General features: G+C 54.0%; 15 protein-coding genes. 2 read left to right on the forward strand and 13 right to left on the reverse strand.

Annotation, left to right across the window (positions count from 1 at the left end):
- Window positions 1–5: 5 nt before the first annotated feature.
- The 13 genes from NQ842_RS00430 to NQ842_RS00490 form a co-directional block, all read right to left on the reverse strand.
- Window positions 6–785 (reverse strand): MBL fold metallo-hydrolase, encoded by a 780-nt coding sequence (locus NQ842_RS00430; protein WP_257256402.1) that lies wholly within the window; start codon window positions 783–785, stop codon window positions 6–8.
- A gap of 89 nt (window positions 786–874) precedes the next feature.
- Window positions 875–2,125, reverse strand: a complete 1,251-nt coding sequence (locus NQ842_RS00435) for an HlyD family secretion protein (RefSeq protein WP_014830095.1) — start codon at window positions 2,123–2,125, stop codon at window positions 875–877.
- Window positions 2,126–2,131: 6 nt separating this feature from the next.
- Window positions 2,132–2,881, reverse strand: coding sequence for a hypothetical protein (locus tag NQ842_RS00440; RefSeq protein ID WP_153908070.1), 750 nt, complete (start codon window positions 2,879–2,881; stop codon window positions 2,132–2,134).
- A complete protein-coding gene (locus tag NQ842_RS00445; RefSeq protein WP_257256403.1) occupies window positions 2,878–4,974 on the reverse strand; it encodes a peptidase domain-containing ABC transporter in 2,097 nt (698 codons plus the stop codon). Before NQ842_RS00445 ends, NQ842_RS00440 begins: the two co-directional genes overlap by 4 nt.
- Before the next feature lie 64 nt (window positions 4,975–5,038).
- A complete protein-coding gene (locus tag NQ842_RS00450) occupies window positions 5,039–5,224 on the reverse strand; it encodes a hypothetical protein (RefSeq protein WP_013094847.1) in 186 nt (61 codons plus the stop codon).
- A 23-nt stretch (window positions 5,225–5,247) separates the two neighbouring features.
- The gene (locus NQ842_RS00455) at window positions 5,248–5,442 is read right to left on the reverse strand and encodes a hypothetical protein (RefSeq protein ID WP_013094846.1); all 195 of its coding nucleotides are present in this window, start codon (window positions 5,440–5,442) and stop codon (window positions 5,248–5,250) included.
- Between the two features lie 72 nt (window positions 5,443–5,514).
- On the reverse strand, window positions 5,515–6,168 hold the full coding sequence (locus NQ842_RS00460) for a hypothetical protein (RefSeq protein WP_014830092.1): 654 nt from the start codon (window positions 6,166–6,168) through the stop codon (window positions 5,515–5,517).
- A gap of 6 nt (window positions 6,169–6,174) precedes the next feature.
- Window positions 6,175–7,773 (reverse strand): hypothetical protein, encoded by a 1,599-nt coding sequence (locus tag NQ842_RS00465; RefSeq protein ID WP_014830091.1) that lies wholly within the window; start codon window positions 7,771–7,773, stop codon window positions 6,175–6,177.
- The gene (locus tag NQ842_RS00470) at window positions 7,751–10,345 is read right to left on the reverse strand and encodes a CS1-pili formation C-terminal domain-containing protein (protein WP_257256404.1); all 2,595 of its coding nucleotides are present in this window, start codon (window positions 10,343–10,345) and stop codon (window positions 7,751–7,753) included. Before NQ842_RS00470 ends, NQ842_RS00465 begins: the two co-directional genes overlap by 23 nt.
- A 6-nt stretch (window positions 10,346–10,351) precedes the next feature.
- Window positions 10,352–11,029 carry a fimbria/pilus periplasmic chaperone gene (locus NQ842_RS00475; RefSeq protein WP_014830089.1) on the reverse strand — a complete coding sequence of 226 codons (678 nt, stop codon included), beginning with the start codon at window positions 11,027–11,029 and terminating at the stop codon, window positions 10,352–10,354.
- A 45-nt stretch (window positions 11,030–11,074) separates the two neighbouring features.
- On the reverse strand, window positions 11,075–11,698 hold the full coding sequence (locus NQ842_RS00480) for a common pilus major fimbrillin subunit EcpA (protein ID WP_014830088.1): 624 nt from the start codon (window positions 11,696–11,698) through the stop codon (window positions 11,075–11,077).
- Window positions 11,699–11,927: 229 nt separating this feature from the next.
- Window positions 11,928–12,413, reverse strand: coding sequence for a hypothetical protein (locus NQ842_RS00485; RefSeq protein WP_014830087.1), 486 nt, complete (start codon window positions 12,411–12,413; stop codon window positions 11,928–11,930).
- A 4-nt stretch (window positions 12,414–12,417) separates the two neighbouring features.
- A complete protein-coding gene (locus tag NQ842_RS00490; RefSeq protein ID WP_014830086.1) occupies window positions 12,418–13,218 on the reverse strand; it encodes a winged helix-turn-helix domain-containing protein in 801 nt (266 codons plus the stop codon).
- A 374-nt stretch (window positions 13,219–13,592) separates the two neighbouring features.
- On the opposite strand from NQ842_RS00490, the gene NQ842_RS00495 reads away from it, so the two are divergent.
- Together NQ842_RS00495 and NQ842_RS00500 are read left to right on the forward strand one after the other, a co-directional pair.
- On the forward strand, window positions 13,593–14,177 hold the full coding sequence (locus NQ842_RS00495; protein WP_043951726.1) for a fimbrial protein: 585 nt from the start codon (window positions 13,593–13,595) through the stop codon (window positions 14,175–14,177).
- Between the two features lie 52 nt (window positions 14,178–14,229).
- On the forward strand, window positions 14,230–14,922 hold the full coding sequence (locus tag NQ842_RS00500) for a molecular chaperone (RefSeq protein ID WP_014830084.1): 693 nt from the start codon (window positions 14,230–14,232) through the stop codon (window positions 14,920–14,922).
- The last annotated feature ends 9 nt before the right edge of the window (window positions 14,923–14,931 follow it).

Here is a 14,931-nt window from a genome sequence, read left to right on the forward strand (position 1 = left end):
GGTGCTCAGAATATAACGGTTTCGCCGTCCTGGGGAATGCTCACCGCATCACCGATCTGGTTCGCTTCCACGTATTCCCGCAGCGCGCGGCGGCTCAGCAGGCAATGGTTAATGGCTTCCATATGGACCGCCACAATTTTTGCCTGCGGCAGCAGGAAGTGAACGTTGAGCAGATCCTTTTCCCCCATAATGATGGGCCCGAAACCGATCACATGCGCGTATCCGGCATTAAGCACCACCACATCCGGCTGGTGTTTTTGCAGATCGGCCGCCACCGCATCACGCCAGACGGTATCGCCCGCGATGTAGAGCGTTTTCTCGTCGGGGTGGCGCAGAACCACACCGCAGGCTTCGCCCAGACGCTCTGCCAGCTCCGGCACCGCGTACGCACGATCGGTACCGTGCTGGCCGCAGTGGGTTTTCTCGATGCGGATATCACCGAAGGTGGTCTCGTCGGTCATGACTGTCAGGTTGTGAAAGCCCTGGCTTCGCAGCAGCGCGGCATCACGATCGTTTTGCACATAGATCGGTTTGTCTTTGGCGATCAGTTCCACCGCCGCGCGATCCCAGTGATCGTCATGGGTATGGGTGACGATCACCGCATCGGCGTTCAGCAGCATGCTGACGTCAACGGGCAGCTCGACCATCGGGTTACGGATGTGGGCCCGGGCTGTGCCGGGGAAACCGGGGTAAGCGTCTTTTGCGGCCAGCATCGGGTCGATCAAAAAGCGTTTACCGGCATACGTGATCAGCTGGGTGGCATTGCGAATATGGGTGATGTTCATGGGCTATTCTCCTGTGCGTGTGATAAGGAGAATAGCCCGCTACCCTGTTTTATCCTGTGGGCTAACGGGCAATGAACGATGAAATCGGGTCAATCGATAAACCGTTTACGCACCCGCTCCAGCGGCGCAATCAGCAGGTTGATGAGCGGCTTACGATCGATAACGATATCGGCGTTCACCGTCATCCCACCCATCAGCAGACGCTTTTTGTTGTCCGGATCGGTAAACCAGGAAGGCACCCGTACCTTGGCAAGATAGTAGTTCTGCCCCTCCTGCAGCGGGATAAGTGCCGAATGGGCATCAATATTCACCTCGTAGAAATCAGACAGGGTGGCCTCCACCGAGCCATATTTATCCACTGGCCAGGAGTCAAAGCGCAGCTTCACCTTATCCCCTTTCGCCACCCGGCCCACGCCCGTCGCTGGCACATAGAGGTACCCCTCCATCGACGCGGCGGTGTTTTTACGGATCACCACCACCACCTCGCTGTTTTGCGTAATGGCCCGACCCGGCGGGAAGTTGATCGCCACCACGTAACCATCGGCAGGCGCCAGCATGGCCATCGTAGAGCTGCCCCGGCTGGAGAGGTTACGGTCAATTTCGCTGATCCGGTTTTTCACGTACAACAGCTCCTGGCTCAGGGAGTCGATTTGCGACTGGGTGCTGTCGGTCAGGCTGGTTTTGCGCGCTTCCAGATCGAGGATACTGCTCTCCTCCAGCGTCAGGTTAAGCTGCGCGTTGAGCACGTCGTTGTGGCTTTTATCCAGATCGACCTTCGACACATAGCCTTTCCCGGATATCGCTTTCCACGCCTCATAGGTATCGGTGCTGTTTTTGAGCAACGCACGCAGCTTTTTCACTTTGTCGCGGGACACCACAATCTGCCGGTCGGCAATATCCAGCTGCTGCGCCAGGTTTTTCCGGTACGTGGCGATAGAATCCTCGATAGTCTGCACACGTTGTTCGCTGCGCTTTTTCTCCGCCTCCATCTGCTGGCGATCGAACTGCACCACCGAGCCCTGCTTGCCGCCGTAGTCCTGCGACACGGTAAAAAGCGGGTCGTTCTCTTTCACGTACTGGCCTGGACGTACGGCAAAATCAACGATGGTACCCGACTCTCGGGCACGCACTTCCACATCGCCCTGAGCCGGGATCAGCACGCCACGCGCCAGCGTGGTTTCCGAAAAGTTAAAGACGATCGAAAAGACCAGCAGACAGAGAAAAAAGGCGATAAACAGCGTTAACACGCCTTTCAGCCGCGGGGCGTTGATCTCGTAGCTCTTTGAAAAATGGTGCGGGATCAGCGCCCGACGTTGTCGGTTTCGGTTTCTTAATTTCACGACATGTCATCCATGATAAATCACTGAAAGATCGTCCCATGCACTCCAGAGCGTGGGGGTTTTACGCAACGCGTTCAGCGTGGCGGTGGCGGCCTGACGGTACTCCGCAGGGGCATAGGTCTGACTCTCCAGCGCAAATTCCGCCGAGTGCAGCGAACAGCCGGGCAGCAGCGTACGGATCACGTATCCGTAGCGCGTTAAAAAGCGCGTCGACACGTCCGTTAACCACGCTTTCTGGTCGCCCGCCTGGGTCATGAACAGCGGCGCATCCGGGAGACGCTCATCCACCAGCAGCACGGTCACCAGCCGGTGCGGGGCGAAAAACGTCCCTGCCCGCCGCTCCTCGTGTGCCGCCATCAGCTTGTGCAGCGCGGGAAGGCGGGTAACAAACTGAAAGCGCACGTCCTCTGGCGCGGTGGCGAGCAGCGCATCCGCGATCAGGCCAAACCCGGCCCAGCGCATGCCCAGCAACAGGGTACGGGGCTGAGAATAGAAATCCTGCTCGTGGGTAAATGCCGCCACCCGGGCGTGGAGATCGAAACGCACGTTGCGCCGCCACAGCGCGGGCGGGAAGATCTGCTCGACAAAATGAAAGCCGCTCATCTCCAGGGCGTTCTGGCGCAGAAAATCGGGCGGGACGTCAGCCTCCGGGCAGCGCATAAACTGGCTGTAGTTTTGCGTGATCCGGCTTGCGAGCAGCGTGCGTCCAGCCTGCCGGGCGCAAAGTCGGGCGTAGAGACGGGGCAGAAACATCATTGCTCACTCTCCCGCAGCGTGCCGTTTTCCATGGTGTAGAGCCGTCCGTGACAGCCCACCACCTCCGGCGAGTGGGTGACAAATACCAGACCAATCCCCAGCCCACGCAGGTTCGCCAGCACCTTCTGCGCCGTGGTTTTATCGAGGTTTGCCGTCACTTCATCGCACAGCAGCAGCTTCGGCTGGCTGTACAGGGCGCGCGCCAGCACCAGACGCTGCATCTCACCGGCGGAGAAAAAGGTGTTTCCCGGCAACAACTCCGTTTCGTATCCGTGCGGCAGGCGCGCAACCACGTGGTCAATCTCCGCCAGCCGGCAGGCAGCAATCACCCGCTCCTTGTCCGGCGCGCTATCAAAGCAGGAGAGGTTATCCAGAATGGAGCCGGTAAAGAGAATATCGTCCGCATGCACGATGCGGATATGCTGGCGCAGAGAGGAGAGATCGCACTCGGTGATCGGGATCGCATTGATCCGCAAACTGCCCGATGTGGAGAGCAACATCCCGGAGATCAGACGCAGCAGCGTGGTTTTCCCGGAGCCGCTCTGGCCGACAATCACCGCCTCTTCGCCCTGCTTCAGCGTCATGTTGATGTGCTGCAGGGTCGCCTCGCGTCCCGGATAAGCAAAAGAGACATCCTCAAAGGCCAGACTGACGGGTGAAGTCACAATCTTCCGGCCAAACTGGCTGGCTTCAGAGGGGGCAAACAGCAGGTCGCCCACGCGATCCAGCGGTCCTTTGAGCGCATTTTTGTCCAGCAGCTTTTGCGCCACCTGCACCATCGCGTCGGAGAAGTAGCGTTTGTAGCTGATGTAGGCGTAGAGCATCCCGATACTCATCTGTCCTTCCAGGATCAGCCACGCGCCAAAGCAGACCACCAGCAGCTGCTCGGCGTTGATCACCAGCAGCGAGGCAACATCAAAGCGGGCTAGCAGGCGCTCTTTGCGCATCAGCCCGGCGATGTGTTCGCGCTGGGATTTGTCCATCACCGCGTCCCGGGCCTGCTCCATGTTGTTGGCCTTCAGGGTGATGATCCCCTTCTGCGTCTCCACCAGCAGCGATTCATACTTTGCGGTGCGCTCGATGGAGTCGTCCACCGCGCGCTGGTAAGGCCCGATCAGCGAAAAGCGGATCAGGAAGAACACCCCCATCAGCAGCATCGTCAGCACGGCGATTTTCACGTTATACAGCAGCATAAACAGCAGGCTGGTGAAGGCGATCAGGCTGGAAAAGAGGATCTGCACATAGCCATTGCTGATGAACTCCGCGCAGGCATGGAGCGATTTCTCTATCGCCAGCACAATGCCCGGCGGGCGGCTGCGGAACCAGCTGGTCTGGGTGCGCAGCATATAGCGGCGAACCGACTGGCTGAGGTCGTCATAGGCAATGTTACGCATCAGGATCTCAAGCAGCTGCTTGAGGAACTTACCAATGACTTCAAAAATAAAGACGATAGCGAAAATGGCGGTGAGTAAGATCACCAGATCGTTGTCGTTGCGCGAGATGGCCTCGTCCATGATCAGCTGCACGTAGGTGGGGCTGGCCAGCATGGTGATGAGGGTAAAAATCGAGAGCACAAACAGCAGCACCTGCCGCTGAAATAAGCTCGGGGATTTATTGGCCAGCCGCCCCAGCGTGAGCGTCTCGTCAGGGGATTTTTTGTCGAAGCGCGGCGTCGGCTTCAGCTCCAGCACGTAGCCGGAAAAGAGTTTTTGCGCCTCTTTGAGGCTGTAACGACGCACGCCGCTGGCCGGGTCGTGGACCGTTACGCTGCGCCAGTCAACCTTCACGATCACCACGAAGTGATTGCCGCGCCAGAAGGCGATGAGCGGCAGTTCGGCACTTTCAATTTCAGTGATTTCGCCCTTGAGCACCCGGCCCGTCATATTTTTATCGCTGGCGAGGGTCATGAGTTCCGCCATCGAGGTGCCCGCGTCGGCAGAGACTGAAAGCTCCCTGCGCAGCTGGCTGACGGAGACATGGTGTTCATAGTGCCCCAGCACCATCGCCAGGCAGGCCAGCCCGCATTCGGTAAATTCATGCTGGCGAATAACGGGTGTCTTACCCTTTTTTTTATACTGAAAAAGCGAAAACATAATTATCCGTGGCTGAAATAAAAAAATGGCCCGGCAAAGCGGGCCATAAGCATAGGTCGATAACTTATGCGCTGAAGAAGCCGCCGATGAAGCCGCCCACCAGGCCAAATACGCCACCGATGGTGCCGCCCAGCGCGCCTAACATCTGGCTGCCTGCGTTATAGCCTGCGCTCGCACCCTGAAGGGCAGCAGCAAACGGATCCCAACCACCGATGATGGCCTGTGCTTTTTTGAAATCGATAACTTGCATGTTTGTCTTCCTGTTAATCTGAATTAGTTGTAGCTGCCAACCAGCGCACCCAGGAAGCCCATTGCGCCACCCAGAATTCCGCCAACCACGCCACCTACCATGCCCATGATGCTTGCACCGGTGTCATAACCCAGCTGTGCGCCTTTAACGAGGCCAGCGAATGGGTTTAATGCACCACCGATAATGTCTTTCGCTTCTACGAATGAAATCGCTTTCATTTTATTCTCCTGTAGTTGTAAATCTTCAGCTTGCGCCAAAGGATAATTTCCTTTTATGAAGGAAAGCGGTTGTTACGGGCAGCGTGTAAGCGGGATGATTTTATTTCCGTAAATAATCATCCGCTTAGCGGGCTGCGCGTAATTATCTATTTCCAGCCGTTGACCCGGTGGAAGATATTTTGAATCATTATATTGTGAGCTACATCCCTGAGAGGAAACATATTTAAACCAGGTATTCCCGGTATTACTCACCACCCCGTTACTAAACGTATAATCAAAATGTCTTGTCCATGGCCGGACAATTAAAATAGCCTCAAGCGAAACCACCACATCCGACTGAATGCGTTGGCCTTTGCTCATCACAACCTGCGCCTGGAGCGGCGTCTCGGTGAATTTAACGCGATAATAGCGCTCTTTACTGTCGTGCGGGCCGGTATAATAAAACTTAAAACCGGCCTGCTCGCCACTCTCCAGAGTTAACTGTTTCGGCGAGAACATCACCTCGCCATCTTTTATTTCAGTCTCTTTCCCGTGTTCTTTAGGGACGTCGACCTGAATAAGCGAAACAGTATAATTCTGTCGAACACTGGTATCGTTTTTTATTGGCTGAAAAACAACTTCTTTTTCAGGTAGAAAATCAATGTTTAGACTTTCAATAATTAAAGCATTTGCGCTTGCGGAAATGAAGCAATTTATTGCGAAAATAGCCAGGAATTTTCCAGTCATACACGTTTAATTCCAGGAAGCGCTGACATCAATTCGACCCTGAGCCGTCACTTCACCAAACCAGTTATTACCGTCATAGGTGGTTTTCGACACCGGATTATTCATCACAAACTGCAATACCAGCGGGGTTTTCCACAGCCACATGTCCGTCACGCCTGAGCTTATCTTGTCCCACTCTTCCGCATGGGTGGCGGGGGCAGGAATGGGCAGCACTTCACCTTTGCAGTTATGCGCCTTCAGCGTGTAGCTTTTGCCCAGCAGCACATTGCCGGGGATCGGCACCGTGAAGCCGTTGCCGCTAAAGGCGCAGTAGTCCACGCCGTTCAGGCTCTGCGTCGGCCCGGTGACCTTCACCGTGACCGCAATCGCGGCATCTTTTTGCGCGCCGCTGTAGGTAATGGTGTAGGGGATCTCTATCGGCCCCTCGCCAATTGTTCCTTTCCCGGAACCGCCCAGGCCGTTAGGGTCGAGCGTGTAGTCCGGGTTATCCGGGACGATAGCAAGCCCTGGCTGGATAGGGTTAATCACCAGCCCGCCCCCCGGCTGGAAGCAGAAATCCGCCGCCAGCGAGCTGTTGCCCGGTGTCAGGCACAGGCTGACGATATTGCCGATATTGCTGCCATCCCCGGCCTGCGCCACGCTCAAAATCAGCGCCTTCGGGAGAAAAATTTTGAGGTACGCCTTACCGCCATTTTTTTGCGGCGCGGCGAGGAAAGTATTCGCCAGCACGCGGGTATCACTCAAAATACCCCCGGAGATGCTGTACCAGTTGCTCTCATCGAAAGTAATTTCCGCCGCCAGACCCGTTCCCCCGTTCATGTGCGACTGCAGTACGCCGTTCACACGGGAGGAGGTCAGCGCCAGCCCCGGGTTGTAGCCAGTGATATCTTCCCCGACAAAGGTATATTCCAGCAGTTCACAGAGTACGCCCGACACCGTATTGCGGGTGTACTTGGTACACGTCGCCCCGGTTGAACCATCCACAATGGTCACCTCGCCGCTGATCGGGTCAATGCCCAGATCCAGCGCCCGCGAATTGGTCATGGTCAACGTGCCGACCTTATGCAGCGTGTTGGTGGTGGTCACCTTGCTGATAGAGGAGATCTGCGGCGTGGAGGTGATCGTCACCTCGTTACCGGGAGCGGCATTGAGCAGATAGTTAAAGAACGGATCCCCCAGAACCCAGCGGCCATAGGAGGTACCCGGCTCAATGACCGGCGGTTTCACCACCATCGAGGTGTCGGAATAGCTGGTCGTCGCGGTATAGCCCGTGGTGCCGCAGGTTGACGAGCACGCGGTCCCCTTAAAGAACGGCGAGGCGCTGGAGCCGGTGACGCTGAAGTTGATGGTCAGCGCGCTGCCCGCCGGGCCGTTAAAGCTGTTGTCCGGTATGTAGGTGGCAATCCCGTTGTTGGTTTTGGCACTCAGGGTGGGCCACTCCCGCGAGCCGTGTAAAAACGCGGTGGAGGTGCTGTTCAGACTGAACAGCGCCGCCGTGTTGCCCGTCCCGTTGTTGTCCGGGTTGTTGATCGCAAAATAGGGCATCTGCTGCGCCTGCGCCGCCGCGCTTAGCAGCAGCAGATTAAGAGCGAATATCTTTTTCATCGTCACGTCCCCGTGTTCCTTTTGCTTCCTGCCAGACGAAATCGCCCTTATCGCAGGAGATGTCCCCAAGCCACAGCGCGCCGCGGTTGGACGCGATATCCAGACGCACCTCACAGACGCTGTCATCCGGTGTGGCAATGCTGAGCACCGGATTGTTCTTGTCCACGTCAATCACGAAGCGACCGTCATTTTCGGTGCGGGTCAGCCCGACGTGGTTTTTGATTTGCGTGGCGCTCACCGGATTACCGTTGGCATCCACAAGGCGGCCAAACAGGGTGACGATTTTTTTCACCTGCGGCTTCATCACCACCGTGTTCCCCGGGTAAACCGTGATATGACGACGGGCATTTGCGCCAATGTCATAGCTTTCGGTACCGGTTTCACTGTTCATCACCTCCAGGTCATAGGCCTGATAGGCCGGCAACGACAGCCAGGTTTTATCGCCCTTGATGCGCTCCGTGCGGCCGTTGAGCTTCAGCGTGAGCGACTCGTCGGATTTAAGCCCGGTACTGACGATCACCCCTGCGCTATGGGTGCCTTTACCCGCCGCAACCGCCTCCTTCGACCAGCCCACGCTGCCGTCGCTGGTCAGCGTGGAGTTCCAGCCTTTGCTGGTGCCGCTCTGCACGCTCAGAATGTTGCTGTTCCACGGCGTGTCGAAGCTCACGCTGCCCCCGCCGCTCACGGTGCGATCCTGGTTGCTGCTGAAGGCACGTGAAACGTTGGCGGTAACCGACTTCAGGTAATCCCCTTCGAACTGGCGGCTGGCGCTGACGTTAAGCGCCGTACCGGTATCGCGGTTATGAGAAACGCCCACGGAGACGGTGTTACCCAGCGGGATGGAGAAATCGAGCATCACGTAGCGGTCTTTCTCTTCGTAGTAGCCTTCGTATTTATTGCGCGACATCCCCACCCTCAGGCGCGCCGTACCGTAACGACCGGCGTACAGCCCCTGGGAGTAGTCAATCTGGTAGCGTTTGTAGCGATATACGTCATCTGTCTGCCGCATCAGGCTCAGGTTCCCGGCAGACGGCAGGCCAAACGACGGCAGACTGAACGACGCCCCCCACGTATTACCTTTGTTTTCATAGATATCGAGGAACTTACCGCTGGAGAGCTGCTCGTGGGAGTACCAGACCGAACCGATATTCCACGGCAGGCTGACGTTGGCCCCGTAGTTGGCGCGGTACGTTCCGTCGGAGGCGGCCATCGTCTGGGTATTCACCGAGAAATAGCCGGTCAGGTTCAGGGAGGCCCACAGTTCGCTGACCACGTGTTCGCGCATCATATAGCCGGACGCGTTCCAGTCGACCAACCCGCTGCGCTTGCTGAAGGAGGCGCCGACCAGCGACATGGTGTCTTTATGTTTGGTGTCGTAATCGTAGTAGTAGCTGTTGTCCTGCTCGTTTTTCCGTTTGGCGTACTTCTTGTAGTTGACGACGGATTTGTCGCGGCTATAGATCCCGCCCCACGTCTGCCAGCGCAGCGATTCCGACACGTTGTTGGTGAAAGGTTTGTTCACCGTGTACATACTGCGCGACACGGTGCGGCTGCCGCTGACCACCTCGACTTCCACGCTGTAGATCCCGTAGGGCAGCGCGCTGGTGTCGATTTCGTGGTTGCCCACGTCAAAGCGCTGAATACCAATAAGCTGGCCGTCACGACGAATGCGGGCTTCTCCGGCGGTCGGGAAATAGACCACGATCGGCGTCAGGGAGAGGGTATTGTCCCGCTTACGCGAGTTGGCCTGGTTCCCCACGGAGACGCCGTACACTTCCCCGCCGGAGATACCGCTGACGCTGGCCAGAGACTGCATCGCCCAGCCGTTCAACATCCCGGCGGCGTAGCGCATGCCCTGATAGTCACGTTCCCACATCACCGCGTTCATCTGGGTGTCGCTGCTGTTTTCGTTGACGTAGCCCGAGCCATCGACCAGCAGGTGATCGACCCCCATCGAGATCCAGCTTTTGGCATTGAGATAGCCGGAGGACCAGCTATCGCCGTAGCCGCTCTCGGTGTGATACGCACCGAGGTTATAAGAGAGCGTGCCGCTCAGGTCGTCCGATTCAGGGGCGTCGATATCCACTTCACGCGGACGAATATTCACCCCGTAATCGCGCTGAGAGAGGTTCAGCAACAGACGCATCTTTTTCTGATCCAGCTCGAACGCCGACCCGGCGCTCACCGGAATACGCATGTGGTCGTCAAACTGCTTGCCATTAATGCTTTGCAGTAACGTCCGCATCTCTTTCGACAGACGGATACCGTTGTCTGACTCCTGGACCTGGACATCGCGCAGCCCGAGCTGTCGGTCTTCTGCGTAGATCGTCACGTCGCCAATACGGACATATTCGCTCACATCACTTGCGCTGCCGCCCTTTTGCGTTGCATTCGGGCGGGTATTGACCAAATAAACGGGGATTTTGATCCCCTGCTCCAGCAGGGCAAAGAGTGAGTCGGGAAAACGGTAATTAGCGATAACCACGGAGCTGGAGGCAGCATGCGCATACGCGGGCAAAAGGCCGGATGTGCACGCCATCATCACCGGCAACACTAATTTATTTTTCACCATGCATCCTTACTTAACAGGAATGAACTGTTTCAGGTCCCAAATTCCGAGATGAAAATGGTTGTCCGTAACGTTGATGTCGTCGATCGCGCGGGAGGTCCCCGGCATCAGGTAAAAGTTTTTGACGCACGGTGTGGTCGGCGATTCCGGGTTGGGCTTCAGGCATGTCCCGCTCGCGTTAACGCGAAACGCGGTATTGCCCTTATTGGTGATCTTTCCAGCCACGTAGACAAAATCGACGTTCTTCTTCCGGGGCTGTACCACCAGAATGGTGCTCACCACCGCGCGGGTCATCCCTTTGCCATTCTTTTGCGAGCCGTTATCAAGATCTTCGCTGACCCCTTCATCAATGAAGGTAATGCGGTAGTAGCGCTCCCGGTCGTCGGCCTTACCGTGATAGTAAAATTTGACGATATTGCTGGTCCCGGCGGGCATGACCATGCGCGTAGGTGTCAGCAGCAGCTCGTCGATTTTCTCCGGATTAATCACCACGCCTTCATCCATCGGGCTGCTGATACGCTGGGCGCTGATGGAAATAATGCGCACGCTATCCGCTTCGTTTTTTAATTCCTTGGCGATGGAATCCGCATTGGCAGGAATAATGGTGGTGACTTTGCCAACATTAATCGCCAGCGCGGAGGAGGAGATAAATAATAAAGAGAAGAAGATGGGTTTAAGGCTAAACATGATATTTCCCTAAACAGGGGCTTACGCCCCTGTAACTGTCAGCTCTTAGCTCCAGGTTGCGCGGAACGCAACGGACACAGTACCTTCCCACAGGCTGTTGGTCAGGTCTTTGAACTCTTTCGCTGCACCGGTGCTGTCCTGTGCAGAATCGACGTAGAACACAAATTTGTCCTGGCCGGTCACTTCGGTATTCGCCGTCGCGCCTGCGCTGGTAGTCAGGTTCCACAGGCCAGAAGAGACGCCGGTGTTGTTTGAAGAGTCAACCAGGGTAGTCCATGCCGTTGATTTCGCACCCACTGTGCCACCGATGGAGCCCAGATCGGTCCCGCCAAAACGCGCGCCTACTTTCAGTTTGGTTGCTTCGCCGCCAACGCTGAACAGGGTGTTGTCAGAGTCATCAACGATTGCTTCCAGTTTGAAGTTGGTAGCAGAAGCGTGGTCACCACGAATAGCCACATCAAACAGACCGGTGTCGGTGTTAAACGCTTTGGTGCTTGCGCTATAAACGAAGTTCAGTGCACGCGTTGGCGTGACAACCAGATCGGAATCGCTGTCTTTCGTTGCAGAAGCCTGCCAGGTTGCAGAAGCGGTAGTTTCCGCTGCATTAACAGCGCTCAGGGCAGAAAGAGACAGCAGTGAGCCCAGAACGATAGCGTTCAGTTTATTCATTTATTTAGTCCTTCAAAAAAGAATCCAGATGTTTAAAAAAGGGAAGCCCCTTTTTCGGGGCGAAGTATAGTCACCCCAAAAATAACGAGGCAATACAGAAAATTTCATCCCCTTCACAGGAAAGGATGAAAAATAACAGAATGCTTTTGCATCTTGTTGTTACATAATGAATAAAATTGAGATTTTTAGACTAATAGACAAACATCTATTCTTGATGTTCTGCAGAATATCAGGATGTCGGCACGGCTACGCACATCATTATTGGCAAAACCAGCCCTTTAATTAGCCATGCATGACTCTTGAGCCGGGTGACATAAAAGAAGTCGATACTGTCCAGCAGCAGCTCATTAACTACGCCGTCCGGTGCAACATCATCATCAGATTTGTGCACTTTTTTTCCTTTAATATAGTAAATATCACTGCCAGCAACTTTCTCTACATTCAGGACATAGTTGCGGTCAATCAAATAACGTTTGTCTCCGCGAATAAATACGCCTTTATGGATCACGGTGACAATGTCGCTACTGTTAAACAGAAATAGCGTCGTTAACGACAGACCTGTCGACTCACCCGTTGAATAGGTTTTCCTGGAAACCGTGTCAGACTGACAACCAAATCCCTCTTCCTGGGTTCTTTGCGGATAAAACAGGACAATGGCGATAACAGAAATCAGCAGTACCACGCCCAAAAATAGACTCAGGTTTCTCTTCGACATGATCTTAACTCCCTGTCAGGCTTCTGTAAGAGATGCAATTTTTATAGCTATCGCCACTATCCTGCAGATAACAGACAGCCAGGAAATCATTTTCCAGCTGTGACTTTTTGAATTTTGAATAATACATATCCGCGGCCTGATGCTCGCAGTCTATTTGTTGACGAGCGATAGCCTGTTTGGCCCGGCTAAACCAGGTCTGTTGCGGCTGATACATGTTCTTGTCGATAAGATAAACCGTACAGCGATCAATTTTGCCCAGCAGATGAATATCGGACTCTTTCGCGCGTTCGGTCATGCGCATATTTTGATAGAACAGCAGCGCAGCGATGCCCATTATCGCCACCAGCGCCATGACACACAGCGTGGTAAAGCCGCTGTCCCGACGACGCAGGCGTTCTGGCGGGTCTCGCTGCTGCGTTACAATATCCGCGACTTCCGCCACCATTTTTTCCGGGGCAGAAACGGGCGGCCTGACGGTGTGATGTTCAATATGCGCAGCCAGACTAAAACCTTTACCGCGAATGGTCTTAATCAGCAGCGGGTCACGTCCTAAACTACGAAAAGCTTTTCTGATTTCACTTATGGCAACATTAAGACTGACCGAGGAGCCGGAAAAACCGCGGTCTTCCCAGACTTTCTTAATCAGGTCGTCCCTGTCGAGGGTTTTACCATTATTAATGATGAGTTCATATAACAAACGTGCCGCCTGATTTGATAACTTAATGGAAGATTCCTCTTCTCCATTTATCATGATCACACCAGAGTCCACTTCGTAAAGCATTGCGAGATCAATAAGATACTTCATATGATTATTACACCACTGTTATAAACGACTGTATTTCCCTCGCAATAATATGTCTAAAGAGGGTGTGGTCAAGTCATCAAATATTATTTGAGCACGGCGTATAGAAAACTTCATAAATTTACAATTATTAATTCATTAATTAAGACCTTCGAATGAAGGCGTTTGGGTTATGATCCTTAAAAAAACATTATAGCAAGATTATAATCTCATTATTATTGATTAATCGGAATAATGTTTTGTTATGTATCTTTTTGATGCAACATAATATCGTCAAGGCTCGTACTCAGGTCGCTATGCGCGTTAGCCAGTCACAGTGTGTTGCGCAGCCGGGAAACATTCTTTTTTATATAAAACAAAATATTATGGAGTTTATCATGTTCAAAACGATCATGACCGTATCTGTGCTTGGCGCAGCCATTGCTTCTGCTCAGGCTATTGCTGCAGATAACTCAGCGGGTGGCGTCATTAACTTTACCGGTGCTATTACCGATACCACCTGTACCATTAATGGTGGAAAAAGTGCCGATATGACCGTCGCGCTTTCCCCCATTTCGGTTAAGGATGCCGGGACCACGGTTGGCCTGATTACGAAAAATAAAAAATCCATTTCGTTAACCTTCTCAGGTTGTACGCCAGCAGCAGGCACGACCGGTACGCCGCTGAAAGTGTATTTCTCCAGCGCTGATAATATTTCTACCGACGGTAAATACCTGCTGAATAACAGCGTCAATGAAAACGATGCCAGCGTGGCGCGTAATGTTGGTTTCGCCTTAGTTGAGCCAGGTAAATCAACGCCGGTTACGCTGAACCAGGCTTACACCACCAGCATTATGGGTACCGCAACGGCGCCAGATTCTGAAACGCTGACGCTGGACGTTTATTACTATAAAACCAACGCCGCTGCCGCAACGGTCGGTGCGTTGAGCTCAAACGTGACGTACACCATCTCCTACCTGTAATTTCTGTTAATCAGGCTTCGTTCCTGCGAAGCCTGTTTTTAAGGTTACCATTATGCGTAAGATTATTATGCTGGCATCTCTGCTGCTCAGCGCGGGCAACGCATGGGCCAATATTGTGATTAATGGCACGCGTGTTCTTTACCCTGAGAATAACAAAGAGGTAATTGTTCAGTTAATCAATACGGGTGATGCTCCTGCACTGGTGCAATCCTGGATTGATGACGGCGATATTAATTCCACACCGGAAACGGCAAACGTTCCTTTTCTGTTATCGCCACCGGTGGTGAAGGTCAGCGAACATAATGGTCAGCAACTGCGGATAAAAAAGCTGCCTGCGAATTTGCCGGGCGATCGTGAATCGGTCTTTTTCCTGAACGTGCTCGATATTCCCCCGAAGCCGGAAAATATACAAAACCAGAATACCGTTCAGCTGGCGATTAAATCGCGCATCAAAATGTTTTATCGCCCGGCCTCGTTAACCGGCACGCTGGATAACGCGACGGAAAAACTGACCCTGATTGCCAGCGGTAACGCGTTCCGCATTGTTAATGACAGCCCTTTCCATATTACGGTCGCCAATATTTCCCAGGGCAAAACCAAATTGCTGCAGGAATCACCGATGGTATCGCCCTTTGGTCAACTCACCGTCGCAACCAAAAACGCGGTGAAACGCGGCCAAACCTACCAGCTGATGTATGTGGATGATTTGGGTGCGTACAAAACCCGCACGCTCACCAGCCAGTGACCGGAAAGA

Origin of the sequence: Enterobacter cloacae complex sp. R_G8 (genome assembly GCF_024599795.1) — a bacterium.
Taxonomy (GTDB): Bacteria; Pseudomonadota; Gammaproteobacteria; order Enterobacterales; family Enterobacteriaceae; genus Enterobacter; species Enterobacter dissolvens.

Excerpts from the sequence above, each read along its gene's own strand:
- NQ842_RS00430 (WP_257256402.1), bottom strand. The coding sequence starts at position 785 with ATGAACATCACCCATATTCGCAATGCCACCCAGCTGATCACGTATGCC.
- NQ842_RS00440 (WP_153908070.1), bottom strand. The coding sequence starts at position 2,881 with ATGATGTTTCTGCCCCGTCTCTACGCCCGACTTTGCGCCCGGCAGGCT.
- NQ842_RS00445 (WP_257256403.1), bottom strand. The coding sequence starts at position 4,974 with ATGTTTTCGCTTTTTCAGTATAAAAAAAAGGGTAAGACACCCGTTATT.
- NQ842_RS00450 (WP_013094847.1), bottom strand. The coding sequence starts at position 5,224 with ATGCAAGTTATCGATTTCAAAAAAGCACAGGCCATCATCGGTGGTTGG.
- NQ842_RS00455 (WP_013094846.1), bottom strand. The coding sequence starts at position 5,442 with ATGAAAGCGATTTCATTCGTAGAAGCGAAAGACATTATCGGTGGTGCA.
- NQ842_RS00460 (WP_014830092.1), bottom strand. The coding sequence starts at position 6,168 with ATGACTGGAAAATTCCTGGCTATTTTCGCAATAAATTGCTTCATTTCC.
- NQ842_RS00465 (WP_014830091.1), bottom strand. The coding sequence starts at position 7,773 with ATGAAAAAGATATTCGCTCTTAATCTGCTGCTGCTAAGCGCGGCGGCG.
- NQ842_RS00470 (WP_257256404.1), bottom strand. The coding sequence starts at position 10,345 with ATGGTGAAAAATAAATTAGTGTTGCCGGTGATGATGGCGTGCACATCC.
- NQ842_RS00475 (WP_014830089.1), bottom strand. The coding sequence starts at position 11,029 with ATGTTTAGCCTTAAACCCATCTTCTTCTCTTTATTATTTATCTCCTCC.
- NQ842_RS00480 (WP_014830088.1), bottom strand. The coding sequence starts at position 11,698 with ATGAATAAACTGAACGCTATCGTTCTGGGCTCACTGCTGTCTCTTTCT.
- NQ842_RS00485 (WP_014830087.1), bottom strand. The coding sequence starts at position 12,413 with ATGTCGAAGAGAAACCTGAGTCTATTTTTGGGCGTGGTACTGCTGATT.
- NQ842_RS00490 (WP_014830086.1), bottom strand. The coding sequence starts at position 13,218 with ATGAAGTATCTTATTGATCTCGCAATGCTTTACGAAGTGGACTCTGGT.
- NQ842_RS00495 (WP_043951726.1), top strand. The coding sequence starts at position 13,593 with ATGTTCAAAACGATCATGACCGTATCTGTGCTTGGCGCAGCCATTGCT.
- NQ842_RS00500 (WP_014830084.1), top strand. The coding sequence starts at position 14,230 with ATGCGTAAGATTATTATGCTGGCATCTCTGCTGCTCAGCGCGGGCAAC.